This is a genomic window from Bradyrhizobium sp. LTSP849, assembly GCF_000938255.1.
Classification (GTDB): domain Bacteria; phylum Pseudomonadota; class Alphaproteobacteria; order Rhizobiales; family Xanthobacteraceae; genus Bradyrhizobium.
The window spans coordinates 299,049-325,101 of record NZ_JYMR01000045.1 but is presented as its reverse complement, the minus strand read 5'-3'; the positions used below and the strand labels follow the sequence as shown (position 1 = coordinate 325,101).

25 protein-coding genes are annotated in these 26,053 nt (G+C 64.2%); 15 read left to right on the top strand and 10 right to left on the bottom strand.

The annotated features are described in order from the left end of the window. Positions 1-75: 75 nt before the first annotated feature. Positions 76-882 carry an undecaprenyl-diphosphate phosphatase gene (locus tag UB31_RS25915; protein ID WP_045012908.1) on the bottom strand — a complete coding sequence of 269 codons (807 nt, stop codon included), beginning with the start codon at positions 880-882 and terminating at the stop codon, positions 76-78. Between the two features lie 168 nt (positions 883-1,050). On the opposite strand from UB31_RS25915, the gene UB31_RS25910 reads away from it, so the two are divergent. The 3 genes from UB31_RS25910 to UB31_RS25900 all read left to right on the top strand — a co-directional run bounded on the left by UB31_RS25910 (position 1,051) and on the right by UB31_RS25900 (position 3,848). Next, on the top strand, positions 1,051-1,743 hold the full coding sequence (locus tag UB31_RS25910) for a glutathione S-transferase family protein (protein ID WP_045012907.1): 693 nt from the start codon (positions 1,051-1,053) through the stop codon (positions 1,741-1,743). After that, complete coding sequence (gene queG, locus UB31_RS25905) at positions 1,692-2,867, top strand: tRNA epoxyqueuosine(34) reductase QueG (protein WP_045012906.1); 1,176 nt, start codon at positions 1,692-1,694, stop codon at positions 2,865-2,867. Before UB31_RS25910 ends, queG begins: the two co-directional genes overlap by 52 nt. A 183-nt stretch (positions 2,868-3,050) precedes the next feature. After that, positions 3,051-3,848: an acyl-CoA thioesterase domain-containing protein gene (locus UB31_RS25900; RefSeq protein ID WP_045012905.1), complete on the top strand. Its 798-nt coding sequence runs from the start codon at positions 3,051-3,053 to the stop codon at positions 3,846-3,848. A 10-nt stretch (positions 3,849-3,858) separates the two neighbouring features. Here UB31_RS25900 and UB31_RS25895 read toward each other — a convergent pair whose 3' ends face one another. Then, positions 3,859-4,326 carry a nuclear transport factor 2 family protein gene (locus UB31_RS25895; RefSeq protein WP_045012904.1) on the bottom strand — a complete coding sequence of 156 codons (468 nt, stop codon included), beginning with the start codon at positions 4,324-4,326 and terminating at the stop codon, positions 3,859-3,861. A 132-nt stretch (positions 4,327-4,458) separates the two neighbouring features. Next, complete coding sequence (locus tag UB31_RS25890) at positions 4,459-5,247, bottom strand: alpha/beta hydrolase (protein ID WP_045012903.1); 789 nt, start codon at positions 5,245-5,247, stop codon at positions 4,459-4,461. Positions 5,248-5,499: 252 nt separating this feature from the next. Between UB31_RS25890 and infC the strand changes: the two genes are divergently transcribed. Next, on the top strand, positions 5,500-6,039 hold the full coding sequence (gene infC / locus UB31_RS25885; protein ID WP_148743626.1) for a translation initiation factor IF-3: 540 nt from the start codon (positions 5,500-5,502) through the stop codon (positions 6,037-6,039). 63 nt (positions 6,040-6,102) lie between these two features. Here the strand turns inward: infC and UB31_RS25880 are convergent, their stop codons facing one another. Continuing rightward, positions 6,103-6,501 carry a hypothetical protein gene (locus UB31_RS25880; RefSeq protein WP_045004799.1) on the bottom strand — a complete coding sequence of 133 codons (399 nt, stop codon included), beginning with the start codon at positions 6,499-6,501 and terminating at the stop codon, positions 6,103-6,105. A 275-nt stretch (positions 6,502-6,776) separates the two neighbouring features. On the opposite strand from UB31_RS25880, the gene rpmI reads away from it, so the two are divergent. Both rpmI and rplT read left to right on the top strand, forming a co-directional pair. Beyond that, positions 6,777-6,977, top strand: a complete 201-nt coding sequence (gene rpmI / locus UB31_RS25875) for a 50S ribosomal protein L35 (RefSeq protein ID WP_008539890.1) — start codon at positions 6,777-6,779, stop codon at positions 6,975-6,977. A gap of 80 nt (positions 6,978-7,057) precedes the next feature. Beyond that, positions 7,058-7,417 carry a 50S ribosomal protein L20 gene (gene rplT, locus UB31_RS25870; protein WP_045004797.1) on the top strand — a complete coding sequence of 120 codons (360 nt, stop codon included), beginning with the start codon at positions 7,058-7,060 and terminating at the stop codon, positions 7,415-7,417. A gap of 5 nt (positions 7,418-7,422) precedes the next feature. Here rplT and UB31_RS25865 read toward each other — a convergent pair whose 3' ends face one another. Beyond that, positions 7,423-7,836 (bottom strand): hypothetical protein, encoded by a 414-nt coding sequence (locus tag UB31_RS25865; RefSeq protein WP_045012902.1) that lies wholly within the window; start codon positions 7,834-7,836, stop codon positions 7,423-7,425. A gap of 149 nt (positions 7,837-7,985) precedes the next feature. Here UB31_RS25865 and pheS point away from each other — a divergent pair, with 149 nt between their 5' ends. The 4 genes from pheS (at position 7,986) to UB31_RS25845 (ending at position 12,850) form a co-directional block, all read left to right on the top strand. Then, on the top strand, positions 7,986-9,068 hold the full coding sequence (gene pheS / locus UB31_RS25860; RefSeq protein ID WP_045005028.1) for a phenylalanine--tRNA ligase subunit alpha: 1,083 nt from the start codon (positions 7,986-7,988) through the stop codon (positions 9,066-9,068). A 104-nt stretch (positions 9,069-9,172) separates the two neighbouring features. Further along, positions 9,173-9,619: an endonuclease domain-containing protein gene (locus tag UB31_RS25855; protein ID WP_045012901.1), complete on the top strand. Its 447-nt coding sequence runs from the start codon at positions 9,173-9,175 to the stop codon at positions 9,617-9,619. Further along, entirely contained in the window at positions 9,616-12,024 is a 2,409-nt protein-coding gene (pheT, locus tag UB31_RS25850; protein ID WP_045012900.1) for a phenylalanine--tRNA ligase subunit beta, read from the top strand. Before UB31_RS25855 ends, pheT begins: the two co-directional genes overlap by 4 nt. A 55-nt stretch (positions 12,025-12,079) precedes the next feature. Beyond that, entirely contained in the window at positions 12,080-12,850 is a 771-nt protein-coding gene (locus UB31_RS25845) for a sulfite exporter TauE/SafE family protein (protein ID WP_045012899.1), read from the top strand. A gap of 146 nt (positions 12,851-12,996) precedes the next feature. Here the strand turns inward: UB31_RS25845 and UB31_RS25840 are convergent, their stop codons facing one another. Next, positions 12,997-14,385: a flavin monoamine oxidase family protein gene (locus UB31_RS25840; RefSeq protein ID WP_045012898.1), complete on the bottom strand. Its 1,389-nt coding sequence runs from the start codon at positions 14,383-14,385 to the stop codon at positions 12,997-12,999. A 188-nt stretch (positions 14,386-14,573) separates the two neighbouring features. On the opposite strand from UB31_RS25840, the gene UB31_RS25835 reads away from it, so the two are divergent. After that, the gene (locus UB31_RS25835; protein ID WP_045012897.1) at positions 14,574-15,557 is read left to right on the top strand and encodes a YiiX/YebB-like N1pC/P60 family cysteine hydrolase; all 984 of its coding nucleotides are present in this window, start codon (positions 14,574-14,576) and stop codon (positions 15,555-15,557) included. A gap of 184 nt (positions 15,558-15,741) precedes the next feature. Here UB31_RS25835 and UB31_RS25830 read toward each other — a convergent pair whose 3' ends face one another. Further along, positions 15,742-16,017, bottom strand: a complete 276-nt coding sequence (locus UB31_RS25830; RefSeq protein ID WP_045004787.1) for a metal-sensitive transcriptional regulator — start codon at positions 16,015-16,017, stop codon at positions 15,742-15,744. 50 nt (positions 16,018-16,067) lie between these two features. Between UB31_RS25830 and UB31_RS25825 the strand changes: the two genes are divergently transcribed. Both UB31_RS25825 and nikR read left to right on the top strand, forming a co-directional pair. Continuing rightward, positions 16,068-18,521, top strand: a complete 2,454-nt coding sequence (locus UB31_RS25825) for a heavy metal translocating P-type ATPase (protein ID WP_045012896.1) — start codon at positions 16,068-16,070, stop codon at positions 18,519-18,521. Between the two features lie 145 nt (positions 18,522-18,666). Then, entirely contained in the window at positions 18,667-19,113 is a 447-nt protein-coding gene (nikR, locus tag UB31_RS25820) for a nickel-responsive transcriptional regulator NikR (protein WP_045012895.1), read from the top strand. 247 nt (positions 19,114-19,360) lie between these two features. On the opposite strand, the gene UB31_RS25815 is transcribed toward nikR, so the two are convergent. Together UB31_RS25815 and UB31_RS25810 are read right to left on the bottom strand one after the other, a co-directional pair. Continuing rightward, entirely contained in the window at positions 19,361-20,305 is a 945-nt protein-coding gene (locus tag UB31_RS25815) for a hydroxymethylglutaryl-CoA lyase-like TIM-barrel protein (protein WP_045012894.1), read from the bottom strand. After that, positions 20,302-21,477, bottom strand: a complete 1,176-nt coding sequence (locus tag UB31_RS25810; RefSeq protein ID WP_045012893.1) for a CoA transferase — start codon at positions 21,475-21,477, stop codon at positions 20,302-20,304. The genes UB31_RS25815 and UB31_RS25810 overlap by 4 nt, the downstream gene beginning before the upstream one ends. Before the next feature lie 106 nt (positions 21,478-21,583). On the opposite strand from UB31_RS25810, the gene UB31_RS25805 reads away from it, so the two are divergent. Both UB31_RS25805 and UB31_RS25800 read left to right on the top strand, forming a co-directional pair. Then, a complete protein-coding gene (locus tag UB31_RS25805) occupies positions 21,584-22,516 on the top strand; it encodes a LysR family transcriptional regulator (protein WP_045012892.1) in 933 nt (310 codons plus the stop codon). 337 nt (positions 22,517-22,853) lie between these two features. Next, positions 22,854-24,269 (top strand): MFS transporter, encoded by a 1,416-nt coding sequence (locus tag UB31_RS25800; protein WP_045012891.1) that lies wholly within the window; start codon positions 22,854-22,856, stop codon positions 24,267-24,269. A gap of 45 nt (positions 24,270-24,314) precedes the next feature. Here UB31_RS25800 and UB31_RS25795 read toward each other — a convergent pair whose 3' ends face one another. Then, positions 24,315-25,958, bottom strand: coding sequence for a S53 family peptidase (locus UB31_RS25795; RefSeq protein WP_045012890.1), 1,644 nt, complete (start codon positions 25,956-25,958; stop codon positions 24,315-24,317). Between the last annotated feature and the right edge of the window lie 95 nt (positions 25,959-26,053).

Sequence of the window (26,053 nt, the reverse complement as noted above, 5' to 3'; positions counted from 1 at the left end):
GGTTGAGGCCGTGGTTTGAGCTTCAGGCGTAGCCCGGATGGAGCGCAGCGAAATCCGGGCTACGGGCCATAAAGCTTAATGGCCGAGCGCCAGCGCGATCAGGCCGAGCGTACCGACGATGACGCGCCACCAGGCGAACACCACGAAGCCGTGGCGGGTGACGTATCCGAGGAACGCCTTCACCACGATGATCGCGGTGATGAACGACACCACAAAGCCGATCGCGACGATGCCCATGTGGTCCATCGTCATCTCGGAGCGGTTCTTGTAGAAATCGTAGGCGAACGCGCCGATCATGGTGGGAATCGCGAGGAAGAACGAGAACTCCGCCGCCGCGCGCTTGTCGGCCCCCAAAAACATCGCGGCGACGATGCTGGCGCCGGAGCGCGACACGCCCGGGATCATCGCGATGCACTGCGCGATGCCGATATAGAGATACATCAGCAGCGGAAATTTGGTGGCGTCATGCTCGCGCGCCTTGAGATCGAGCCGATCGACCCATAGCAGGATGGCGCCGCCGACGATCAGCGAGAAGCACACCACCCACGGATTGAACAGCATGCTCTTGATGTATTTGCCGGCGACGAGGCCGACGACGACCGCGGGCAGGAACGCCACCAGCACGCCGATCACGAAGCGGCGCGCATAGGCGTCGCCGGTGAACATGCCGATCGCGACGTCCCACAATTTCTTGAAGTACAACACGACGATCGCAAGGATCGCGCCGAGCTGGATCAGAACCGTAAACGAATCCCAGAAGGCGCCCTCGCCGAGGCCGAAGAAGCGCTCCGCAAGCAGCAGGTGGCCGGTCGAGGAAACGGGAAGGAACTCGGTCACACCCTCGATGATGCCGAGGATCACTGCCCGTATTGCATCTGACATATTTACGGTCCATTTCCGCTGGAAAACGGGGCTCTTCTCGCCTATTCGCCTCTTTGCTGCAATCGCAAAATGCGCCGTCACGCCCTTGCTTCGCGGTTTTGAAAGACTAGTGTGGCGCCGCACAAACATTGATGGATTCTTAAGCACCATCAAATAGTCAAAGGCTTCATGTTTACGCTGTTTCATCATCCGTTCTGTCCGCATTCGCGTTTCATCCGCCTGATCGCGGGCGAATACGGGCTTGAGCCGAAGCTGGTCGAGGAACGCAGCTGGGAACGGCGCGAGGCATTTTTGCTGCTCAACGCGGCCGGCACCACGCCGGTGCTGGTGGACGACGAGCAGCCGCCAATTCCGGGCGCCCCCATCATCGCGGAATATCTCGACGAGGCCTATGGCGCCGAGATGGGCCCCAAGCGGCTGATGCCGGAGACGATCGCCGAGCGTGTCGAGGTGCGCCGGCTGATGGCCTGGTTCAACGAAAAATTCTTCGAGGAAGTCTCCCATCCGCTCGTCACCGAGCGCATCTACAAGCGCTTCATGAGCGAGGAGAACGGCGGCGGCCCGCCCTCGGCCGACGTGATGCGCGCCGCCAAGGCCAATGTGCGCTATCATCTGGCCTATATCGGCTGGCTGGCGCAGACGCGTAACTTCCTCGCCGGCGATAGGCTCACTTACGCGGATCTCGCCGCCGCGGCGCATCTCTCGGCGATCGACTATCTGGGCGACGTGCCATGGAGCGAGGACGACGCGGCAAAGGCGTGGTACGCGCGGGTGAAATCCCGCCCGTCGTTCCGTCCGCTGCTGAGCGAATGGCTCGCGGGCGTGCCGGCGTCGCGGACCTACGTGGACCTGGATTTCTGAACTCCGATCCGACTGAACTGAAGACGGCGCTTGCACGCGAGGCGCAGGCGCTCGGCTTCGATTGCATCGGCATCACCGAGCCGGGCACGATCGAAGACGCCGGCAAATATTTTCTCGAATTCATCGCGTCGGGCGGCCATGGCGACATGGACTGGCTCGCGGCACAGCCGGAGCGCCGTGTCGATCCGCGCGGCCTGTGGCAGGACGTGCGCTCGGTGATCATGCTCGGCGTCAACTATGGTCCCGACTCTGATCCGCTGAAAATCCTGCAACAGCGCACGCGCGCGGCGATCTCGGTCTATGCGCAGGGCGACGACTATCACGACCTCATCAAGAAGCGGCTGAAGGCGCTGGCGCGCTGGCTGGTCGCGACCGTGCCAAGCGAGGTCAAGGTGTTCGTCGACACCGCGGCGGTGATGGAGAAGCCGCTCGCGCAGACCGCGGGTTTGGGCTGGCAGGGCAAGCACACCAATCTCGTCTCGCGCGAGTTCGGCTCATGGCTGTTTCTCGGCGCGATCTACACGACATTGGAGCTGCCGCGCGACAACGCCGAGATCGATCATTGCGGTTCGTGCCGGGCGTGTCTCGACATCTGTCCGACCGCGGCCTTTCCCGCGCCCTACAAGCTCGATGCGCGGCGCTGCATCTCGTATTTGACCATCGAGAACAAGGGACCGATCCCGCCCGAATTTCGCGAAGCCATCGGCAACCGCATCTATGGCTGCGACGATTGCCTCGCCGCCTGTCCCTGGAACAAGTTCGCGCAGGAAGGCCGTGAAGCAAAGCTCGCCGCGCGCGACGAGCTGCGCGCGCCGGGGCTGGCCGAGCTGGCACGGCTCGACGATGCATCGTTTCGTGCGCTGTTCACGAAGTCGCCGGTCAAGCGCATCGGTCGCGACCGCTTCTTGCGCAATGTGCTGATCGCGATCGGCAACTCCGGTGATGCGGCGCTGGCGGCGGAGGCGCGGCGATTGCTGGGAGACGCGAGTCCGCTGGTGCGGGGGGCGGCGGTGTGGGCGTTGGGGCAGCTGGTGCGAGACGAAGAGTTCGCAGCGATCAGGGCAGACGCGATCGCCGACGAACGCGACGAAAGCGTGCGTGAGGAGTGGCACACCGCCTCCTAACCCTCCGCTGTCATGCCCCGCGAAGGCGGGGCATCCAGTACGCCGCGGCTCTCGATTCAATCACGACTGCCTCGGAGTACTGGATCGCCCGGTCAAGCCGGGCGATGACAGCGGTTGTTGTGGCTACTGACCGCGCTCTCGCGACCCTTGATTTCCCCACGCGTTCCTTCAAGGTCGCGCGTCATGACAAACATGCCTTTCTTCACCCGCGACGGCGATACATTCCATCCGACGGAAGTCGCCAATGGTCCGTGGGATCCGAAATCGCTGCACGGCCGCGTCATCGTCGGCCTGCTCGGCTTCGCCATCGAGGAGCGTCATTCCGGCCCTGAGTTCGTGCCGGCGCGATTGACCGTCGACATGTTTCGGCTACCAACGATCGACAAGCCGATTGAAGTGACGACGCGGCTCGTGCGCGACGGAATGCGCATCCGCGTGGTCGAGGCGGAGTTCTTCTCCGGCGGAGTCAGCATGGCGCGCGCCTCCTGCCAGTTGCTGCGGCGAACACAAAATCCAGAGGGCAACGTCTGGTCGCCGCCGAACTGGGACGCGCCGAAGCCGGCCGACATTCCAAAACCGACCGATCCCAGGCTCGGCATGAACGGCAAATGGACGACGCGGCCGATCGTCGGCCATATGGGCTCGCTCGGTCCACGCCGGCTCTGGATGAGCGAGGTGCGCGAGCTCGTTGCGGGCGTGCCGATGACGCCGTTCGTCCATGTCGCCACCGGCGCCGATTTCGCAAGTCCGTTTGCCAATGCCGGCGACAAGGGGCTCGGCTACATCAACAGTGACGTGACGATCTACCTGCACCGCCTGCCGGTGACGAACTGGATCGGCTTCGACGTGGTGAATCACCAGGCGTCCGACGGCGTGGCGATCGGCGAATGCTGGCTCTACGACGAGGAGGGCCCGATCGGCACCGCGACGGTGGCAGCACTTGCGCAGCGCAAGCCGGTGGCAAAGCCGTCGCCGCCGTAGTGCTCCGTCGTCACGCCAGATGCCGCTTCATCTCCGGCCGCGCCTTCAGCTCCGCGCCCTGCTTGGCGACGATCTTCGCGATCCGTTCCGGCGCGAACTTCAAATCGACGAAGGCCGGCGCGGTGTTGGCGACCTCGTGATAGCTCACGATCTTGCCGTCGCGCAGCGTCATGATCGCGACGCCCTCGAACATCGCCCGCGCACCGTTCGCTTCTGCCAAGGTTGATTTGTAGCTGAAGGTGTAGCGCGCATAGAGCGTGGTGCCGTCGGACACGGGATCATGCATGTCCCAGCGGAAATCGGTCGCCGTGCGATAGAACCAGTCATCGACCATCGCCGCGATCTTTTCGCGGCCCGCAAACGCGCCGTAGAACACGTCGTGATAGACGCCATCCTCGGTGAACAGATCGGCAAAGGCACGGCCGTTGCGCTGTTCAACCGCGTCGCAGAAGGCGCGCAGCATGGCGGTGGTGGTCATTGGCGTTTCTCCCTTTCTTCGTCATGCCCGCGAAGGCGGGCATCCAGTACGCCGCGGCTTCTCGGTTAAAGCACGACGGCTTCTGGAATACTGGATTGCCCGCTTTCGCGGGCAATGACACCGAGCAACAGTTCACCCGATCTCCGCGACCGCGGCAAGAATGCGCGCAATGTCCTGTGGGCGTGACAGGCGGTGATCGCCGTCCTGGATCATGGTGAGCACGACGTCGTCGGCCGGCAGACGATGCGTCAGCGCGAAGGCGTGCTGCCACGGCACATCGGGATCCTGCGCGCCCTGGAGAATTCGGACGGGACAGCCGAGATCGATGGCGCTGCCGAGCACGAGATGATTGCGCCCCTCCTCGATCAGGTTCCGCGTGATCGGATAGGGCGAGCCGTCACCGTATTCGGACGGCCGCAGCCAGAAACCCTTGGTCTCGATCTCTTTCTTCACCTCGGGCGAAAACTTCTTCCACATCAGCTCTTCGGTGAAGTCGGGCGCCGGCGCGATCAGCACCAGGCCCGCGAGCGATGCCTTACCGGAACGCTTCCTGATCTCGCGCGCGAGCAGCAGCGCCATCCAGCCGCCCATGGACGAGCCGATCAGCACTTGAGGACCGGTGCAGAAGCGCTCGAACACGGCGACGCTATCCTCGAGCCACATTCCAATTGTTCCGTCGGCGAAATCGCCGCTGGATTCACCATGGCCGGAATAGTCGAACCGGACTGCGGCACGGCCATGCTCTGCGGCCCAGCCATCCAGCGCCACCGCCTTGCCGCCCTGCATGTCGGACTTGAAGCCGCCGAGCCAGACCAGGCCGGGCCCTTGCCCGGCGCGGCTGCGCACCGCGATCTTGCGGACCGACGGGCCCTCGCCCATTTCGATGAAGTCGAGCACGGCTTCGGGAATCGCGTTGGTCATGGAACATTTACTCGGGCTGTGCGGTTTGAGCTGTCCGGGCCGGTCCGATGGCATAATCCGGTATCAACCCTGACCTTTTGGGACGCTTGCGGAACCGGAGCAAGGTGTCTATGTCGAGCACCGTGCCGATAGGCGTGGCCAAAATGCCTCGCATTTGAGGGTTTTTCGCTTCCCGTACACGCGACTTGCTTGCCGGCAAACGCTTCTTCCTTCAAAATAGCCGCTTCCTTTCACAACTTTGGAGAACCACCCATTCGCCGTCCCAATAGAGCCCCGGCCCCAGCCGCCAAAGACGGGCCGCGCATCAATGATGATATCCGCAATGCGCAGATCCAGCTGATCGATCAGACCGGCGACAACAAGGGCACGGTCGAGACCGTTCTTGCCATTCGCATGGCCCAGGAAGCTGGCATGGATCTGGTCGAGATTTCGCCGAATGTCAGCCCTCCCGTCTGCAAGATCATGGACTACGGGAAATACAAGTATTCCGCCCAGAAGAAAGCCGCCGAAGCCCGCAAGCGCCAGAAGACCGTCGAGATCAAGGAGATCAAGCTCCGCCCGATGATCGACGATCACGACTATGACGTGAAGATGCGTGCGATGCTGCGGTTCTTCGAAGAGGGCGACAAGGTCAAGATCACCCTGCGCTATCGCGGCCGCGAAATGGCGCATCAGGAGATCGGCACCAAGCTGCTGGACAAGATCAAGACCGACGTCGCCGAGCTCGCCAAGGTCGAGCAGGACGCCCGGTTCGAGGGCCGCCAGGTCGTCATGGTGCTGGCGCCGCGCTGACGCCAGCTCGGTACAGCCGAGATTTCAACGGCCCGTCCGGATCTCCGGCGGGCCGTTTGTGTTTCAGGTTCGCGTTGCCTGCCAGGTGCCGCTGCATTGGTCGCCAGAGATGATGCCCCTCCAAGAACCAGCTCCCACGACGCCGGCGAGCCGGCCGCCACCGGTGGCATGGGACGCGCCGACCGAAACCTGGACCGCGACAGCACCGCCGCGATTGACCGAGCCCGAGACCCGGCCGCCACCGGCGGACGAGACCCGGCTGCCGGCCACGCTGAAGGGGACGCTGTAGCCCGAGCTGCAATTGCCGCGGGTGGTGGCGAAAGTGACATTCCAGACGCCGTCATAGGCGCCGACACGGGCATCGGCGGTCGAGGGGATGGCGGCCGCGGCAAGCGTGGCGAAGAGCACAAGGCGGCGCGGGGAAGCGAAAGCTGACAAAAGCGATTGGGAAGAATGGGCCATTTTGGTCCTGCTCCGGGCGAAACAGCGTGAACATCGGGGTGGCAACCCCCAATAGTCGGTGAGCCCGTTCCGGCGGTTCACCGTTGCCATTTCGCTCTCGCTCTGCCATAAGCCCAGCCTTCATCGCCCGGCTGATTTAAGGGCTGCCGCGGCGGTGTCCGTGCGGGTTTTGCGCTAGTTCGTAAAAACCTGAGCACAATCAACGCTCTAACGAGCATTTTAGACGGCCAGCCGCCTTCACGGGCGGCATTCTGTTATGGCCATAGGAGAGCAAAATGCCCAAGCTGAAGACCAAATCGGGCGCTAAAAAGCGCTTCAAGGTGACTGCCACCGGCAAAGTGATGCACGCCCAGCGCGGCAAGCGTCACGGCATGATCAAGCGGACGAAGAAGCAGATCCGTCAGCTCCGCGGCACCCGCGTGCTGTTCAAGACCGACGGCGACAACGTCAAGAAGTACTTCTTGCCGAACGCCTGATCGCGTCCACGATCATTGCCAACCGTGCCGCGCATCCCGCGGCAATCCGAAAACCAAGTCATCTCTGAAGGATCTTTGTCATGGCTCGCGTCAAACGCGGTGTGACCGCCCACGCCAAGCACAAGAAAGTCTACAAGGCCGCCAAGGGTTTCCGCGGCCGCCGCAAGAACACCATCCGCACCGCAAAGCCGGCCGTCGATAAGGCCTTGCAGTACGCCTTCCGTGACCGCAAGCGCAAGAAGCGCACGTTCCGCGCGCTTTGGATCCAGCGCATCAACGCCGCCGTCCGTCCGTTCGGCCTGACCTACAGCCGATTTATCGACGGCATGGCCAAGTCCGGGATCACCGTGGACCGCAAGGTGCTGTCGGATCTCGCGATCAACGAACCGGCGTCGTTCCAGCTGATCGCCGAGAAGGCCAAGGCTGCGCTGGCCGCCTAAGGAGACTAGCGGGCCTTCTGGCCCGCAGCCTTCAGCGCGTGTTGCGAGTAACGCTGGGCGACCTCCGCCCGGCAGAATGCCGTGAACGAGAGATACATGGTGCCGGACTTGTTCCGGTACTTGCCGTCGCACACGCGCATCTCGCGTTGGTAAGCCCGTTTCTGCGCGGCGTTGAGGTTGGGCATGAAGTCCGCCTCGCATTTCTTTTCGACGGCGGCGCCGAGCTTGACGTCGCCGCTCGCGGTTAATTCGCAATCCTGAAACAGCTTCATCGCGCTTTTGCAGCCCTTCTGCGCGCTGATGGCGTCGGCGACCTCGTCCAGCGTCATGGACTTCTCCATGCAAACCATGGCGCGCGCCGGGGTACCGACGACCGACAGAACGACGGCCAGAACGGTCAGACATGATCTTGAGAGCATCGCGCAGTCTCCTTGTATTCCCTGGGTGCCGGGCCTCCGCGCGAGGTTCAACCCAGCCGGTTGTGAGCCCGAAATGACCGGCTTTTTGCTTGACGTTACGGCCTTCGGGCGGCGACAACCCAGCCGAATTTAGCAGCAGGGATTTGACCGTGTCCGACCTCGCAACGCTCGAAACATCCATCCTCGACCAGATCGCCGCCGCCGGCGACGAAGCCGCGCTCGAAGCGGTGCGCGTCGCCTCGCTCGGCAAGAAGGGCTCGATCTCCGCGCTGCTCGCGACGCTCGGTAAGATGTCGCCGGACGAGCGCAAGACGCAAGGCGCCGCAATCAATCTGGCCAAGGACAAGGTCACGCAGGCGCTGGCCGCGCGGCGCGACCTCCTGAAATCGGCCGCGCTCGATGCACGGCTCGCATCGGAGACCATCGACGTCACCTTGCCGCTGCGCGATGCGCCGACTGATGCCGGCCGCATCCATCCGCTGAGCCAGGTCTGGGACGAGCTGACCACGATCTTCGCCGACATGGGTTTCTCGGTCGCAGAAGGCCCTGATATCGAGACCGACGACTACAATTTCACCAAGCTGAACTTCCCGGAAGGCCATCCCGCGCGCGAGATGCACGACACGTTCTTCTTCCACCCGAAGGAGGACGGCTCACGCATGCTGCTGCGCACCCACACCTCGCCGGTGCAGGTGCGCACCATGTTGAGCCAGAAGCCGCCGATCCGCGTGATCTGCCCGGGCCGCACCTATCGCATCGATTCGGACGCGACCCACACGCCGCAATTCCACCAGGTCGAAGGCCTCGTCATCGACAAGCACTCGCATCTCGGCCACCTCAAATGGATCCTGCACGAGTTCTGCAAGGCGTTCTTCGAGGTCGACCACATCAACATGCGCTTCCGGCCCTCGTTCTTCCCGTTCACCGAGCCGTCGCTGGAAGTCGACATCCAGTGCCGTCGCGACAAGGGCGAGATCCGCTTCGGCGAAGGCGAGGACTGGCTCGAGATTCTCGGCTGCGGCATGGTGCATCCGAACGTGCTGCGCGCCTGCGGCATCGATCCCGATGAGTACCAGGGCTTTGCCTGGGGCATGGGCATCGACCGCATCGCGATGCTGAAATACGGCATCGCCGATCTGCGTCAGATGTTCGACAGCGACGTCCGCTGGCTGTCCCATTACGGCTTCAAGCCGCTGGAAGTGCCCACGCTCGCGGGAGGGCTGAGCTCGTGAGCGCTCGCTGGGATACCATTGCTACGGCCACGAGGACGCTCGGACTCCCTCCCCCGCTTGCGGGGGAGGGCTGGGGTGAGGGTCTCTCCTCGATGGGGTTGCCAATGGTTGATCCTGAACATCCGGACTGGAAGATGTCGCCCCGCCTGCGTGCAAATGCTCGCGCGCTCAGACGCAACTCGACCGACGCAGAGCGCATTCTTTGGTCGGAGCTGCGCGGCGGCCGGCTGAACCGTGCGAGTTTCCGGCGTCAGGTACCAATTGAGAAATACGTTGCCGACTTCGTCTGCCATACAGCGAAGCTCGTCATCGAGCTCGATGGCGGCCAGCATTTTTCTGACGAGGGCGAACGCGCTGATGCGCGGCGATCTGCCGTAATCGAAGCGAAAGGCTTCAAGGTGCTCCGTTTCAGCAATCTCGATGTCATGACCAATCGCGTCGGCGTTCTCGAAACAATCGCCACTGCCATTGCGGAGAGAGCCCCCACCCCAGCCCTCCCCCGCAAGCGGGAGAGGGAGCAGACCGTCTCCGTGGAGAAAAAGCAGCCATGAAATTCACCCTCTCCTGGCTGAAGGATCATCTCGACACCGACGAGCCCTTGGAAAAGCTGGCTGACAAGCTCACCATGATCGGGCTCGAGGTCGAGAACATCGAGGACAAGGCGAAGGCGCTGAAGCCGTTCACTATCGCGAAGGTGATCTCGGCCGAGCAGCATCCGAATGCTGATCGGCTGCGCGTCTGCATGGTCGATACCGGTGGCGGTGCTGCCCCCGTGCAGGTCGTGTGCGGCGCGCCGAATGCACGTGCAGGGCTCGTCAGCGTGTTCTCACCGCCCGGCACCTACATTCCCGGCAAAGACATCACCTTGGGCGTCGGCACCATCCGCGGCGTCGAGAGCCGCGGCATGCTGTGCTCGGCGGCCGAATTGCAAATTTCGAACGACCATGACGGCATCATGGAGTTGCCGGCGGACGCCCCGATCGGCGTTGCTTACGCCGAATGGGCCGCGCTCGGCGATCCCGTGATCGAGATCAACCTCACGCCGAACCGGCAGGACTGCACCGGTGTGCACGGCATCGCGCGCGACCTCGCCGCCGCCGACATGGGCAAGTTCAAAGATCCGACCATCAAGCCGATCAAAGGCGAATTCGCCTGCCCGGTGAAAGTCACGGTCGAAGACGCAGCACTGTGCCCGGGCTTCGCGCTGCGGCTGGTACGTGGCGTCAAGAACGGGCCGTCGCCGGAATGGCTCCAGAAGCGCTTGACCGCGATCGGACTGCGCCCGATCAACGCGCTGGTCGACATCACCAACTTCATGACCTACGACCGCGCGCGTCCACTGCACGTGTTCGACGCCAAGAAGGTCAAGGGCAATCTCGTGGTGCGTCGCGCGCGCAACGGCGAGACGCTGCTCGCGCTCGATGGCCGCACCTACAACCTCGACTCCAACATCTGTGTGATCGCCGATGAGCACGGCGTCGAATCGCTCGCCGGCATCATGGGTGGCGAAGCTTCGGGCTGCGATGAAAACACCACCGACGTGCTGATCGAATCGGCGCTGTGGAACGAGATCAACGTCGCCCAGACCGGCCGCAAGCTCGGCATCAATTCGGATGCGCGCTACCGCTTCGAGCGCGGCGTCGATCCGGCCTTCATGGTGCCGGGGCTTGAGCTCGCGACCAAACTCGTGATGGAGCTGTGCGGCGGTGCGCCGTCGGAGAACATTGTCGTCGGTAAGGCTTTTGGCGACGACCGCGTGATCGATTTCCCGGTCACCGAGGTCAAGCGGCTGTCCGGCATCGAGGTGCCGCAGGTCGAGATGAAGCGCATCCTGTCCCATCTCGGCTTCATGATGGCGGGGCCGGGTCCGGTTGTGAAGGTCGCGGTGCCCTCCTGGCGCACCGACGTTCATGGCAACGCCGACATCGTCGAGGAAGTCGTCCGCATCTTCGGTGTCGACAAGGTGCCGATGACGCCGTTCGAGCGCGGCGAAGACGCGCGCAAACCGGTGCTGACGCCGCTCCAGCTTCGCACCCGCCGCGCCAGGCGCGCGCTCGCGACCCGCGGCATGATCGAAGCCGTGACCTGGTCGTTCATCACAAAGGCTGCGGCCGAATTGTTCGGCGGCGGCCAGCGCGCGCTCGAAGTGGCCAACCCGATCGCCGCGGATCTCTCGGATATGCGGCCGAGCTTGATGCCCGGCCTGGTCGCAGCCGCGCAGGCCAATGCCGATCGCGGCTTTGGCGATGTCGCGCTGTTCGAGGTCGGCCAGGTGTTCAAGGGCGATCGTCCGCAGGATCAGTTCATGGCCGCTAGCGGCGTCCGCCGCGGTTTTGCGTCGTCCGAGGGTCTCGGCCGGCACTGGTCGGACTCGGCGCAGACCGATGTGTTCGACGCCAAGGCCGATGCGCTTGCTGTGCTGGCTGCGGCCGGCGCACCGATGCAGGCGTTGCAGATCGTCGCCGGCGGACCGGCATGGCTGCATCCGGGGCGCTCCGGCACGATCCAGATCGGCCCGCAGAACGTGCTCGGCTATTTCGGCGAGATGCATCCGCGCGCGCTGGAGGCGCTCGGCGCCGGCGGCCCGTTGATGGTGTTCGAGGTGATCCTCGATCGCCTCCCCGAGGCCAAGAAGAAGCCGACCCGCGCAAAACCGGCGATCGAGCTGTCGGCGTTCCAGCCGGTCTCGCGCGACTTCGCGTTCATCGTCGACCGCACCGTGAAGGCCGGCGATATCACGCGTGCCGCGCAAGGCGTCGACAAGAAGCTGATCACCGGCGTGAACGTCTTCGACGTCTATGAAGGCAAGGGCATCGACGACGGCAAGAAGTCGATCGCGATCGCGGTGACAATCCAGCCGCGCGAGAAGACGCTGACCGACCAGGAGATCGAGGCCGTCGCCGCGAAGATCGTGGCGGAGGTGACGAAGAAGACCGGCGGTACGTTACGGGCATGATGCCGAAAAGTGTGAAGCGGTGTTCGGACAACATCATGCTCTTGTATAATAAAGCATGACCCTCACTGACTTTCTCCCAAAGGACGTCAGCCTCACCATCGCGATGGCGCTCTGCGCCATCGCTTTCGTTTCGGGCACCGCACGCGGCTTCTCCGGCTTCGGCTCGGCGCTGATCTTCATGCCGCTGGCGAGCAGCATCGCCGGGCCCCGGCTTGTCGCTGCGCTGCTGCTCGTCATCGATTTCGTCGCGGCGGCGCCGCTGCTGCCCGATGCGTGGCGGAAGGCAGACCGCAAGGCCACCGCGGTGATCGTGCTGGGCGCGCTGGTCGGCGTGCCCGTCGGCACCTATTTCCTCAGGGTGCTCGACCCCGTCACCACGCGCTGGATCATCTCCTGCTTCGTCGCCGCGCTGCTTCTGCTGCTGCTGTCTGGCTGGCGCTATCGCGGCAAGGACCACGCCTGGCTCTCGGTCGGCATCGGTGGCCTGTCGGGCTTCTGCAGTGGGCTGGCGCAAACCGGCGGACCGCCGATCGTCGGCTATTGGCTCGGCCGCCCGATCGCCTCGATCGTCGCGCGCGCCAACATCTTGCTGTTCTTCGGCGCGTCGGATTTCTTCTCGATGGTCAGCTACGCCGCCACCGGGCTTATTTCGCGCGAGTCGCTCCTGCTCTCGCTCATCGTCGGCCCGGTCTATGCGATCGGCGTCGCCTTCGGCGCATCGCTGTTCGGCCGCGCCAGCGAAACGGTGTTTCGCGGCATCTGCTACGCACTGATTGCGATAGCCGTGATTGCGGGGCTGCCGGTGTTGGATGGGATTTTGCGATAGCTCCCTCCGTCGTCCCGGCGAAGGCCGGGACCCATACCGCGTGATTTATTGGTTGCGGCAGGTAGAGGTACCGAACTACGAGTCTTCGCCAAACCACGTTTTGTGGTTATGGGTCCCGGCCTTCGCCGGGACGACAATCAATTCCTTTACTGCGGCCGTGTCCGCCGCCGCTTCATCGACTGCGTCGGCACGTCGGCCGGCTCGTCCTTCAGCGCGCCGATCTTGCGAAGCGCCGCATCGGCCGCGCGCTCGCCGCTTTCCCAGGCGCCGTCGACGGTGCCCCAGAGCGTCTCGTGCGTGGCTTCGCCCGCAAGGAACATGCAGCCCATCGGCTCGGTCAGGATTTTCCGCGAGAGCTGGCCGCCGGGTGAAGACGCCGACATCGCGCCCATGACATAAGGCGAGGCGTTCCAGCGCGTTGCGCTGGTCTTTTGCACGGCGGCTGCCGCCTCGCTGCCGAACAGTTTTGAGATCCATTCCTTGGCGAAGGCCGTCATCGCCTTCTCGCCCTGCTCCGAGAGATCACGGCCGAATCCGCCCCCGACATCGATCGAGCACAAAGAGGAGCCGCCGATATTGGCGAACATGAGCGCGGTGCGCGTCGAGTTGCTCTGCTCGATGAGAATGTCGTCGCGCGAAAGGCCGAGCGGATTGCCCGGCAGTTGCAGCACGATGTGATCATAGCTGCCGAGCCCGAGCTTTGAGACGGCATCAAGCGTGCGCTTGGGAATATCCGGTGCGAACTTGATCGCACCCGAGGTCAGCACATTGGTCGAGACCGTAATGATGGCGGCGCGCGCGCTGATCTTGCCGGATTGCGTCTCCACACTGACGTCGCGATTGCTCCAGACGATCCGGCTCGCTGGCGTCGAGAGCGCGACCGGCGCCTGCTCGCCGAGTTTTGCGATCAGCGTGCCCAGCCCCTGCCGGCAAGCGATCGCGGCATTGCGGTCCTGCGCGCGCGCCTTGTCGATCGCGGACAGCTCCTTCAGATCCTTGCCGGCAAAGCTCGCGCCCAGCACGAATTCGGCGGCGCCCGCCCAATCGCCAAGGTCCTTCGGCAGCACCGACGCGCAGGATGTATCGAGCTTGCCGCGCGAGGCCTCGTCGATGGCACGGTTGGCACGCACCAGCGCCGCCAAAAACTCCTCGGTCTCGCCGGCGCGTGCATTGCGGCGGCCGATGCGCATCTTCTGCCCGGATGGCGCCGGCAGGACGTCGAGCCCGACGCTGCGCCCTAGCCGGATCATCGGGTTGGTGTCGGGATTGTGCATCCAGCGCGCACCACGATCGAACGGGACGTCGAAGGTCGTGCTGTCGGTGATGCAGCGGCCGCCGATCTGGGAGGCCGCTTCCACCACCACGACCTTGCGATTGGCCGCCATCACACGCCGCGCTGCGGCGATGCCAGCCGCGCCGGCGCCGATCACGACAATGTCAGCTTCGCGCGGCAAGGTCGCGGCGGTTGCGCGCAGGACCGGCATTGCGGCAAAGCCCGCCGACGCCGATAGGAAGCTGCGGCGCGTGATTGTCATGTCATGGTTTCCGGGGACTTGCGGCAAACGGGAACAGCTCGCGAACTTTGCCGTATCTGATGTTGCGCGGCAACCATCATGGTGAATCAATCGTGCTTGAGCTCACAGAGCGATGAACCGAATTGCAACACGTTCCGACCATGATAGAGAAGAGAAAAGACGGCCGGAAAAGGCCGTGGGGGGAGTTCATGGGGACGGTCCTAGATTCAGTCGGCAAGCTGATTGCCGCGTACCTCTCAAAGGAGGTGCCGGGCTACGAGCCGTTCACGCCGAGCGACCCGGAGCATTTGCGCGGCGTCATCGAGCCTGGCGACGTGCTGCTGGTCGAGGGCAACAACCGCATCTCCGGCATCATCAAATATCTGACGCAGTCGACCTGGTCGCATGCCGCGCTCTATGTCGGCGCGATCGAGGGCGCAGCGGAGCCTGACGGCGAACCGCATGTGCTGATCGAGGCCAATATCGGTGAAGGCGTCACCTCCGCGCCGCTGTCGAAATATTTCCCCTATCACACCCGCGTCTGCCGTCCGGTCGGGCTGTCCTACGAGGACCGCACCACGGTCTGCCGCTATGCGATCAACCGCATCGGGTTCGGCTACGACACCAAGAACATCGTCGACCTCATGCGCTTCCTGTTTCCGCTGCCGATACCGCAGCGCTGGCGGCGGCGCATGATTGCGATCGGCTCGGGCGATCCGACCAAGATCATCTGCTCGGCGCTGATCGCGCAGGCCTTCGACGCCGTGCGCTATCCGATCCTGCCGAAGATCACCAAGGCCGGCAGCCGCGCCGCGCGCCGCGAGATCCTGCACATCCGCGATTCCTCGCTCTACATGCCCCGCGACTTCGACATCTCGCCCTATTTCGAAGTCGTCAAACCCACCATCGTGCACGGCTTCGACTACACCGCTCTGCACTGGGCCGACAAGCAAAAGCCGCTCGAGGAGGTAGCGGGCTCATTCGGGGTGTTTCCAGAAACGATCAGTGCGCCGCCGCTCGTTCCTGAAGCGATTGACGAAGAAGCGCCGGCTCAAGTTTCAGCTGAAGAAGTGAGCGCGCAGCCTGCGGAAACGGTCGAACGCGTCACCATCTCGGAGCATTTTCTGCTGCTGAAGACAATCGCGATGTATCGGCCAAGGCAGCGGGGACGGACGCGCGAGAGGGCGGCTTAGCGCCAATCGGGAAGAAGCTTAACGCGACTGCCATCCAACATATTCGGTGCCGTCCCGGCGAAGGCCGGGACCCGTACCGCGTGATTTATCGATTGCAGGCGGTAGAAGTCCCGAACGGCGAATCTTCGCCAAACTCCTCCCTGGGGTTATGGGTCCCGGCCTTCGCCGGGACGACAGGGAAAACCTACCGCTCCGCCCGCCCAATCACCGCCATCAGCTCCGCGATCTTCTCGCGCTGATCCGCCTTGTCGCCGCTGGCGATAGCGTGCTCGACGCAATGGGCGACGTGGTCCTTCAAAACCTCTTCCTCGACCCGGCGCAGTGCGGCACGCACCGCCGAGATCTGCGTGACGATATCGATGCAGTAGCGGTCGTCCTCGACCATTTTCGAGAGGCCGCGAACCTGCCCCTCGATCCGGCCGAGCCGTTTTCCGACGGATGCCTTGATGTCCTTACGCATGCCGTCTATATACCCCCCTAGGGTATAAGTTGCAAGGCCGGAGCACGGGAATGAACGACGCCGAACACGGGCATCATCACGAGGCGGACGCTCATTCGGGATGCGGCTGTTCCGCCAAGGCCGCGCCGGCCGCTGCGAAGCCGGCAGCTTCGTCATGCTGCGGTGGACACGGCAATCACGCGCATCAGCATAGCGATGCCGCAGCAAAGGTCCTCGACCCCGTCTGCGGCATGACGGTCGATCCCGCGACCTCAAAGCATCGCTTTGAGCATCACGGCGAGACATTCCATTTCTGCTCCGCCGGCTGCCGCACCAAATTCGCCGCCGATCCCGCAAAATATCTCGCCAAGAAAAACGAAGAGCACGAGGCGCCCGAACCGGAGATGCCCGCGGGCACGATCTACACCTGCCCGATGCATCCGGAGATCCGGCAGATCGGACCGGGCAGCTGCCCGATCTGCGGCATGGCGCTGGAGCCGGAGGTCGCGAGCCTGGAGACCGGACCCAATCCGGAGCTCGCCGACATGACGCGGCGGTTCTGGATCGGCGGCGCGCTGGCGCTGCCGGCGGTGGTGCTGGAGATGGGCGGCCATCTCGCCGGTCCGCACAACTGGATCGACCCGACACTGTCGAACTGGATCCAGCTCGTTTTCGCAACGCCCGTGGTGATCTGGGCCGGCTGGCCGTTCTTCGTCCGCGGCTGGCAGTCGCTGGTCACCCGCAACCTCAACATGTTCACGCTGATCGCGATGGGCACCGGCGTCGCCTATGTCTACAGCCTGATCGGTACCATCGCGCCGCAGATCTTCCCCGCGACCTTCCGCGGCCATGAGGGCGCGGTTGCCGTCTATTTCGAGGCCGCTGCCGTCATCACCGTGCTGGTGCTGCTCGGCCAGGTGCTGGAACTGCGCGCCCGCGATGCGACGTCCGGCGCGATCAAGGCGCTGTTGCAGCTTGCGCCAAAGACCGCGCGCCGCGTCGATGCGGACGGCAGCGAGCATGAAGTCGAGATCGATTCACTGCACGCCGGCGACCGCTTGCGCGTTCGTCCCGGTGAGAAGGTGCCGGTCGACGGCGTCATTCTCGAAGGCCGCTCCTCGCTCGACGAATCCCTCGTCACCGGCGAGTCCATGCCGGTCACCAAGGAGCCCGGTGCCGAGGTAATCGCGGGCACACTGAACCAGTCCGGCAGCTTCATCATGCGTGCCTACAAGGTCGGGCGCGAGACGCTACTGTCGCAGATCGTGCAGATGGTCGCGGATGCGCAGCGCTCGCGCGCGCCGATCCAGCGGCTGGCCGACCAGGTCGCGGGCTGGTTCGTACCGACAGTCATCGCCGTTGCCATCATCGCCTTTGCTGCGTGGGCCTGGTTCGGACCGGAGCCGCGGCTGGCCTTCGGTCTCGTCGCCGCCGTCAGCGTGCTGATCATCGCCTGTCCCTGCGCGCTGGGACTTGCGACCCCGATGTCGATCATGGTCGGCGTCGGCCGCGGCGCGCAAGCGGGCGTGCTGATCAAGAACGCCGAAGCGCTGGAGCGGATGGAGAAGATCGACACGCTCGTGGTCGACAAGACGGGCACGCTGACCGAAGGCAAGCCCAAGGTGGTTGCGATCGTTCCGGTTGCCGGCCATGCGGAAGACGACATCCTCCGGCTGGCCGCCAGCGTCGAGCGCGCCAGCGAGCATCCTTTGGCCGATGCCATCATGCGTGCGGCGAAGGATAAACAGCTCGCGCTCGGCCAAGTCGAGCGGTTCGATTCCCCGACAGGCAAGGGCGCAACCGGCAGGGTCGATGGCAAAACGATTGTGCTCGGCAATGCAAAATACTTTGCCTCGATCGGCATCGACACCAAGGCACTCGACGTCGAGGCCGAGCGCCTGCGCGGCGATGGCGCGACCGTCATCAATATGGCCATCGATGGTGCGCTCGCCGGCCTCTTTGCCATTGCGGATCCGGTCAAGGCCTCAACGCCGGAGGCGCTGAAGGCGCTCGCGGCCGAGGGCATCAAGGTGATCATGCTGACCGGCGATAACCGCACCACGGCTGAAGCCGTGGCGCGGAAGCTCGGCATCGCCGATGTCGAGGCCGAGGTGCTGCCGGACCAGAAGAGCGCGGTGGTGACAAAGCTGCAAAAGGCCGGCCGCAGCGTCGCCATGGCCGGCGACGGCGTCAACGACGCGCCGGCGCTGGCGGCAGCCGAAGTCGGCATCGCCATGGGCACCGGCACCGACGTGGCGATGGAGAGCGCAGGCATCACCCTGCTCAAAGGCGATCTCACCGGCATCGTGCGGGCGCGAAAGCTGTCGCAGGCGACCATGAGCAATATCCGCCAAAACCTGTTCTTCGCCTTCATCTACAACGCCGCGGGGATTCCGATCGCGGCCGGCATCCTCTATCCGGCCTTTGGCGTGCTGCTTTCGCCGATCATTGCGGCAGCGGCGATGGCGCTGTCCTCAGTCAGCGTGGTCGGGAATGCGCTGCGGCTGCGCGCGACGCGGCTGTGAGGAGAGCGAGATAAGATCTGCGTAGCCCGGATGGAGCGCAGCGAAATCCGGGTTCTGCTAACATATCGGCACCGCCCCGGATTGCGCTACGCTCCATCCGGGCTACGGTTCAACGGACATAGGCGAGGCGCACGGAGAGTATCTGATGCAACGCATCACCATCACGATCGAGGACGATTTGCTGGCGGAGATCGATGCCGCGGCCGAAGCGCGCGGCTACCAGAACCGTTCCGAGATCATCCGCGACCTCGCGCGCGCCGGCCTGCAACAGAGCACCGAGGATACCGCACAGACCGGCCCCTGCGTCGCCGGCCTCGTCTATGTCTACGACCACGCCGCCCGCGATCTTTCAAAGCGCTTGGTGCAGGAATTCCACGGCCACCACGACCTCGCGCTGGCGACCCTGCACGTCCATCTCGACGACAACAATTGCATGGAGATGACCGCGCTGCGCGGCGACGCAAGCGAGGTCAAGCATTTCGCCGACCACATCATCGCCGAACGCGGCGTGCGTTATGGGCGCGTGGTGATGATCCCGACTGGGGACGGCAAGCAGGCGAAGGCGCGGAAACACGGGCATCGGCATGAGTAGGTTGCCGCATAGACGGTGCCCTCCCCTCTCCCCTTGTGGGAGAGGGTGGCATAGGCGGCCTTCGGCCGCCGTCACTTAAGAACGCCGATGCTTCGCATCGGCTATGGCGCAGCGGCGAGACGGGTGAGGGGTCTTTCTCAGCAAGAGAGTCTCTCTCGATTTGAGTTCGCGGAGAGAAACCCCTCATCCGGCGCTTCGCGCCACCTTCTCCCACAAGGGGAGAAGGACGAGTAGCGCGCATTTCGCTTTAAGCCGCCTTCGCCGCTCCGCCGGGCAACCCCGCCCGCGCCACACCGCCGTACAACGCTTCGCCCGGCATCTCCTCGCGCAAAATCTTGCGCACCGCGATCAGCTTCTCAAGATCGATGCCCGTTGCGAACCCCTTGCTCTCGCACAGGAACACGAGATCCTCGAACACGACGTTACCCGTTGCGCCTGGCGCGAAGGGGCAGCCGCCGAGGCCGCCGAGGGAGCCGTCGAGGATGCGGACGCCTTCATCAAGAGCAGCCGCAGCGTTGGCGATGCCCATGCCGCGGGTGTCGTGGAGATGGATGCAAATCGGTTTTGAGCCGGCGAGCCTGACCGCGTCGCGCGACAATTCGGCCACGTGCTTCGGGCCCGCGTAGCCGACGGTGTCGGCGATCGCGACGAAATCGACACCGGCCTCCAGGCATTTGTCGACCAGACGCAGCACCTCGATGGGATCGACCGCACCGGTGATCGAGCAGCCCAGCGCCATCGAGATCGCGGCGTTGACAAGCGGCTTGTGAGGGCTGGCGTCGCGCATCTCGCACAGCCGTTTCACATTGGCGATTGCGGATTCGCGCGAGCGATGCGCGTTGGCCTGGCTGTGCTCCTCGGTCGCGGAAACCACTGAGGCGATCTCACCAACGCCGGACTCCAGCGCCTCATTGACGCCGCGCTCATTGAGCGCAAGCGCAATGCCATGGGCGCCAGGCAGGCTCCCCATCGTTGCAATCACATCGCGGACGTCGACGAATTGCGGAAAGGTCTTTGCCGGCAGGAACGAGCCGACCTCGAAATGCCGAACGCCGGCGGCGTATTCCTCGCGCATCCAGCGTTGCTTGGCCTCGGTTGATGGAATCTTTTTCACGAGCTGGAGCCCGTCGCGCAAGCCGACCTCACGCAGGCTGACGCGATCGGTGGGATAGATTGTCTCGATCCGGCTCATGCGCGCCTCCCAGCGGCTTTTGACGTGACGTCGTCCTTGTCGATCTCGGCGCGAACGGCGGATGTGTCGGCGCCGAGCGGCGCGACCTTCAGGCCCTCACCGAAATGGCTGCCATTCCACTCGACCGGCAGCGCCGGCACATGGAACGGATTGCCGTCCGCGGTGGTGTTGGTGACGAGGCCGCCCGGCCGCAGCACATGCGGGTCGGTCAGGAGATCCTCGGGCCGGTTGATCGGCGAAAAACAGATGTTGAGCGCGTCGAGCCTTTGCGACAGCTCCGCCACGTTCCACTGCCTGATGATCTCGGCCACGCGCGGAATGATCCGCGGCCGCGCCAGGATGCGATCGGTCGTCGTCCGCAAAGCGGGATCATCGAGAAGATCTGCCAGCCCGAACTCGCGGCAAAAACTCTGCCAATGGCCCTCGGTCACGGCGCCGATGAAAATGCGTCCGTCGCCGGCGGCATCAAAGATGTCGTAGATCGGCCAGGCGTGCTCTCGCTCTGGCATCGAGCGCGGCTTGTTGCCCGTCATCTCGTATTCGACCATGTGCTGGGCAACCAGGAACAGACAGTTCTCGAACAGGCCGATGCGGATGTCGGCACCGTCGCGCTTGCCTCCGCGCTTTTGATAGAGCGCTGCCAGGATCGCGATCACGCCGAACATGCCGCCCATGATGTCGTTGGCGGAGGAGCCGACGCGCTGCGGCTTCTCCTTCGTGCCGGTCATGGCGGCCAGCCCCGACATCATCTGCACGACCTCGTCGAGCGCCGGGCGATGCTCATAGGGGCCGGAGAGAAAGCCCTTGTGGCCCGCGATGATCAGATGCGGGTGCCGGCGGCGTAATTCCTCGGTGCCAAGCCCCTGCTTCTCGAGCTGGCCATCGCGGAAATTCTCCAGGAACACATCGGCCGTCTCGAGCAGCCGGTGCATGGTGTCGCGGTCTTCAGGCTTTTCGAAATCCAGCACGACGCTGCGCTTGCCGCGGTTGAACAGCGGGAAGAATGCCGTCCCCATGCCACCAAGGGTGCGGGTCTTGTCGCCCGATGGCGGCTCGACCTTGATCACCTCGGCGCCGAACTGCGCGAGGATCATGCCGCAGGTCGGGCCCATGACCATGTGGGTCATCTCGACGACCCGCACGCCTTCGAGCGGCAATCCGGTCTCAGCCATACCTCACTCCCTGTCCGTTCGGCTTGCGAAGACTAGGTCTTCACAAGCCTTCTGAAAAATATAATCTATCGAAGATTGCCTTCGCGCTTATAGAACGCTTTACCCCATGGATTCGCGCCAGCTCCGCTATTTCATTGCCGTCTACGAGCAGCGGAACCTGTCGCGTGCGGCCGACCAGGTCAACGTCGCGCAGTCTGCGCTCAGCCATCATATCTCGAATCTGGAGGCCGAATTCGCAACGCCCTTGTTCGAGCGCAAGCCGCGCGGCATGGAACCGACGGCGGCTGGCGAGCGGCTCTATGAGCACGCGCGCATCATCCTGCGCGCGATGGCAGAGGCCGAGACCGAAGTGCGCGAAGGCGCCCGCGTCATTGCCGGCGATATTTCCATCGGCATGGCCAATTCCGGCGTCAAGGCGATCGGCGTGGAGCTGATGCGCACGGTGCTCACCAAATATCCCAAGCTCAAGCTGTCGCTGACCGAAAGCCTGTCCGGCGCGACGCTGATGCACCTGATGATCTCCAGCGTCGATCTGGCGCTGGTCTACAATCCGCCGTCGGAGAAGGAGCTGATCACGGAAGCCGTGCTCGAAGAAGAGATGTTCCTCGTCGGCATTCCAAAACTGGTCGGCAAGGGCAAGGCCCCGATCCGCTTCGAGGAGCTGAACCGGCTGCCGCTGATCCTGTTGCGCTATGGCCTCGGCCTGTCCTCGCGCGCACTGCTGGACGATCCGGTCCTGCTCAAGCGGCTGGAGGGCAGCGCGATCCTGCACGCCAACTCGATCACGGGCATGACCGGCGCGCTGGTGGAAGGGCTGGGCTGCACCATCGCGACAAAGCTGTTCGCACGGGAGGAGCTCGCGGCCGGCCGCCTCGTCGCACGCGAGGTGATCGAGCCGAAGCTGACCCGCACGCTCTACCTCTGCCGCCTGCGCAACCGCCCGATGACGTACGCGATGGAAGAGATGCGCCGGTTGATGCTGTCGCTGATCGCCGAGCAGGTGCGTAGCGGCGGCTGGCAGGCGACACTGGCGGGATGAGGAGCGATTGACGCCTCCTCGACGGCGGTGCGCTCCCTCGCCCCATTCTTACGGGGAGAGGGTTGGGGTGAGGGGCCTCTCTCCACGCTTGAGGGTCGCCGAGGGAGCTGTACCCCTCACCCGGATCGCATCTCGCGATGCGATCCGACCTCTCCCCGCAAGCGGGGCGAGGTGAAGAAAGACCGAGTTCGAAAATCTCGAACGCTCCCATCGATATGTTCTTCTGGATTTCTGGCTTCGACCCGCCAACATGGCGCGGCCCGGCAAGGTTCACGAAAAACCTCAGAGATGAGCCGCCGGGAACCGCGCGCGATCCGCGTGCCACGGGGAGGACATCATGAGCGTTGTCGGCATCGACACAGGCTTTGAGCTCGGCGCTGCGCCATCGGCACCCGACGAAATCTCGCGACGGCTCGAGGCCATGCCAGGGACTTCTTACGTCTGGCGCCTCGTCATCCTGCTCTCGCTCGGCGGCTGTTTCGAGATCTACGATCTGTTCCTGACCGGTTATATCGCGCCGGGCCTGAGCCGCAGCGGGTTGCTCTCCACGACGACAACGGCCTTTTTCGGCTTCTCCGGCATTGGCGCCTTCGTCGCCGCAACCTTTGCCGGGCTGTTCGTCGGCACCTTCTTCCTCGGCTTCCTCGCTGACCGCTTCGGGCGGCGCGCGATCTTCACCTATGCCCTGCTCGGCTACACCGCGGCATCCGTGATCATGGCCTGCCAGACCTCCTCGGAAGGCCTGTTGTTCTGGCGCTTCCTCGCCGGTATCGGCATCGGTGTCGAGGTCATTACCATCGACGCCTACATCACCGAACTGGTGCCGAGCCGGATGCGCGGACGTGCCTTTGCGGTCAACCAGTCGATCATGTTCGTGGCCGTGCCCGTCGTCGCCTTCCTCGCCTGGTGGCTGGTGCCGCTCGCACCTTACGGCGTCGAGGGCTGGCGCTGGGTGGTGCTGATCGGCGCTGCCGCCAGCATGATCGTCTGGGTGGTGCGGCTGTTCCTGCCCGAGAGCCCGCTCTGGCTCGCGCGCCACGGGCGCAACGACGAGGCGCTCCGCATTATGGCGACGCTGGAGGCCGCGAGCGGCGGCGCGGGCTCACGCCCCCTGATGCCATCCGCACACCAGGCGATGCAGGCGACCGCGCGGGTCCGCTTCGCCGATCTGTTCCGGCCGCCCTATCTCTCGCTCGTCCTCCTCTTCATGGTGTTCAACCTCTGCCAGGCTTTCGGCTTCTATGGCTTCGCCAATTGGGTACCGACGCTGCTGGTCCAGAAGGGCATCACTGTCACCAAGAGCCTGCAATATTCCTTCATCGTCGCCTTCGCCTATCCGATCGCGCCGCTGCTGGCTGCCACCTTCGCCGACAAATTCGAGCGCCGATGGATCATCGCGGGTGCCTGCATCGCCATCATCGTCTTCGGCATGGCGTTCGCGCAACTGACCGAGCCCAGTGTGCTGATCGTCTGCGGCGTGCTGCTGACGGCCTGCAACACCACGATGTCCTACGCCTATCACGCCTACCAGACCGAGGTGTTTCCGACCCAGATCCGGGCTCAGGCCTCCGGTCTCGTCTATTCGATGAGCCGCCTGAGCGCGACGTTCTCGGGCTTCATCGTCGCCTACATGCTGAAGGAAGCCGGCGTCACCGGCGTGTTCAGCCTGATCACCACAGCGATGCTGATCGTGGTGATCGCAATGACGCTGTTCGGCCCGAATGTGCGCGGCAAGCCGCTGGACGTGGTGTAGCCCTCTCCCCGTAAGAACGGGGAGAGGGAAAAGAGCGACCGCCGTTTACACCGCGAGCAGGTTCTGCAACGCCGCGCCGTTGGGGACGCCGAGGCCGGAGCAGGCATCCCAGCCGGGGCCGGCCTTGTACATGCCGTGGAGGGAGCCGGTGATGTCGTTATTGCCGACCGTGATGTCGCGGAACACGCCCTGCGCATGCGAGGCGTAGATCAGCGGGTTGATGAAGCCGACCGTCTTGCCGAATTTCTTGGTCGTGGCCTCGTTGATGCGGGCGATCAGTCCGGCCATCAAGGGCGCCACCGCGCTGGTGCCGCCGATGGTGGTCATGACGCCGTTAAGGAAGATCTGGTAGCCGGTCGCGGGATCAGCGTCGCCGGCGACATCGGGCAAGCCGCGCCCGACCGAATGCGACGGCGATTTCGGCACATGGGCGTGGGCCTGGTATTGCGGCCGCGGGAACACGATGCTGACGCCGCCGCCACCCGCGCCACCCTGCGTCCCGCCGTTCCAGACCACCTCGTTGATGTGGCCGTTCGGCGCCTTCAGATTGGTACCGCCGCAGGCCAGCGCGAATGGGCTGGATGCCGGGAAGTCGGCGTGCGGCTTGCCGTCCCAGCCTTCGCTCATGTCGGCTGAGCCATTGTCGCCGGAGGCGACGCAGACGGTGACGCCCATCGCGGCGGCATCGCGGATCGCCTCGTTCAGGCCGTCGACGAATTGCTGCGAGCCGGCCGGATCTTCCGGTCCGCCCCAGCTGATCGAGATCACCGAGGGCTTTCGCGCGGTGTCGTGGACCGCGGCCTTGACCGCGTCGATGAAGCCGTTGGTGGTGTTGGGCGCGAAATAGACCACGATCTTGGCGCCGGGTGCGACCGCCCCGGCGACCTCGATGTCGAGCACGACTTCGCCGTCGGCGTCGGAATGGCCGGGCTTGTTGGCGCCGCCGTCGACACTTGCGGGGGCGATCTTCGGCATCGGGATGCCCGCCTTCTTGAAGAAGGCCTTCAGGTCCGACGTCTTGTAGCCGGCACCCGTGGGGTGGCCCTTCTGGTCGATGTCGTTGAGCTCGATGATGGCGATGCACTGGCCGGCGCCCGTCTCGCCGCCCGGGAAGTTGTAGAGCTGGGCGATCTGCTCGACCGAGAAGCTGCCGCCCTGCCCCGCGCGCGCGGTCGCGCCCTTCGTCGCCGTCCTGCGGCGGAAGTGCGGCTGAGCAACGGGTCGATTGTCGAGACCATGCACGCCGATCACGATACCTTCGAGCTCGGCCGGGATCTGCACGTTGCCCTTGCGCATGCGATAGGTCGCGCCGTCATGCTTGACCTTGTTGAGCTTGACGCCGAAGGCCGCGCTCATCGCCTTCACCGTACCGGTCAGCTTCACCGTGCGGGAGGCCAGGTGCACGCTCTTGACGTTGAGTTCGTGATGATGGGCGAAATCGTCGATCTTGGCGATGTCGGCGGGATCGGCGCCCATCTCTTCGGCAAACTCGGCGCGAGAAAGATATTGCCGCTCGCGCGGCGGTTGCGCACCGAGCGCCATCACCTTCTCGTCGTCGGCACGCTTCGCGCGCAGGCGAACGCTGATCTCGATTTCCTGCTTGGGATCGGCCGCGCCGACGAGCTTGGCCCCCTTCGGTAATTTCCGCGCGCTGTTCACCAACGCAACACGCTTGGTCGAGCTTGCCATGACTTCCTCCGTTTGTGATTGGAAGACAGATTGTCGCATCTCAACTATAGGTGTAATCTGAGAACCTGATTGGTTCAGATATTGAGCGACATTTT

Excerpts from the sequence above, each read along its gene's own strand:
- UB31_RS25915 (WP_045012908.1), bottom strand. The coding sequence starts at position 882 with ATGTCAGATGCAATACGGGCAGTGATCCTCGGCATCATCGAGGGTGTG.
- UB31_RS25910 (WP_045012907.1), top strand. The coding sequence starts at position 1,051 with ATGTTTACGCTGTTTCATCATCCGTTCTGTCCGCATTCGCGTTTCATC.
- queG (WP_045012906.1), top strand. The coding sequence starts at position 1,692 with ATGGCTCGCGGGCGTGCCGGCGTCGCGGACCTACGTGGACCTGGATTT.
- UB31_RS25900 (WP_045012905.1), top strand. The coding sequence starts at position 3,051 with ATGACAAACATGCCTTTCTTCACCCGCGACGGCGATACATTCCATCCG.
- UB31_RS25895 (WP_045012904.1), bottom strand. The coding sequence starts at position 4,326 with ATGACCACCACCGCCATGCTGCGCGCCTTCTGCGACGCGGTTGAACAG.
- UB31_RS25890 (WP_045012903.1), bottom strand. The coding sequence starts at position 5,247 with ATGACCAACGCGATTCCCGAAGCCGTGCTCGACTTCATCGAAATGGGC.
- UB31_RS25880 (WP_045004799.1), bottom strand. The coding sequence starts at position 6,501 with ATGGCCCATTCTTCCCAATCGCTTTTGTCAGCTTTCGCTTCCCCGCGC.
- rpmI (WP_008539890.1), top strand. The coding sequence starts at position 6,777 with ATGCCCAAGCTGAAGACCAAATCGGGCGCTAAAAAGCGCTTCAAGGTG.
- rplT (WP_045004797.1), top strand. The coding sequence starts at position 7,058 with ATGGCTCGCGTCAAACGCGGTGTGACCGCCCACGCCAAGCACAAGAAA.
- UB31_RS25865 (WP_045012902.1), bottom strand. The coding sequence starts at position 7,836 with ATGCTCTCAAGATCATGTCTGACCGTTCTGGCCGTCGTTCTGTCGGTC.
- UB31_RS25855 (WP_045012901.1), top strand. The coding sequence starts at position 9,173 with ATGGTTGATCCTGAACATCCGGACTGGAAGATGTCGCCCCGCCTGCGT.
- pheT (WP_045012900.1), top strand. The coding sequence starts at position 9,616 with ATGAAATTCACCCTCTCCTGGCTGAAGGATCATCTCGACACCGACGAG.
- UB31_RS25845 (WP_045012899.1), top strand. The coding sequence starts at position 12,080 with ATGACCCTCACTGACTTTCTCCCAAAGGACGTCAGCCTCACCATCGCG.
- UB31_RS25840 (WP_045012898.1), bottom strand. The coding sequence starts at position 14,385 with ATGACAATCACGCGCCGCAGCTTCCTATCGGCGTCGGCGGGCTTTGCC.
- UB31_RS25835 (WP_045012897.1), top strand. The coding sequence starts at position 14,574 with ATGGGGACGGTCCTAGATTCAGTCGGCAAGCTGATTGCCGCGTACCTC.
- UB31_RS25830 (WP_045004787.1), bottom strand. The coding sequence starts at position 16,017 with ATGCGTAAGGACATCAAGGCATCCGTCGGAAAACGGCTCGGCCGGATC.
- UB31_RS25825 (WP_045012896.1), top strand. The coding sequence starts at position 16,068 with ATGAACGACGCCGAACACGGGCATCATCACGAGGCGGACGCTCATTCG.
- nikR (WP_045012895.1), top strand. The coding sequence starts at position 18,667 with ATGCAACGCATCACCATCACGATCGAGGACGATTTGCTGGCGGAGATC.
- UB31_RS25815 (WP_045012894.1), bottom strand. The coding sequence starts at position 20,305 with ATGAGCCGGATCGAGACAATCTATCCCACCGATCGCGTCAGCCTGCGT.
- UB31_RS25810 (WP_045012893.1), bottom strand. The coding sequence starts at position 21,477 with ATGGCTGAGACCGGATTGCCGCTCGAAGGCGTGCGGGTCGTCGAGATG.
- UB31_RS25805 (WP_045012892.1), top strand. The coding sequence starts at position 21,584 with ATGGATTCGCGCCAGCTCCGCTATTTCATTGCCGTCTACGAGCAGCGG.
- UB31_RS25800 (WP_045012891.1), top strand. The coding sequence starts at position 22,854 with ATGAGCGTTGTCGGCATCGACACAGGCTTTGAGCTCGGCGCTGCGCCA.
- UB31_RS25795 (WP_045012890.1), bottom strand. The coding sequence starts at position 25,958 with ATGGCAAGCTCGACCAAGCGTGTTGCGTTGGTGAACAGCGCGCGGAAA.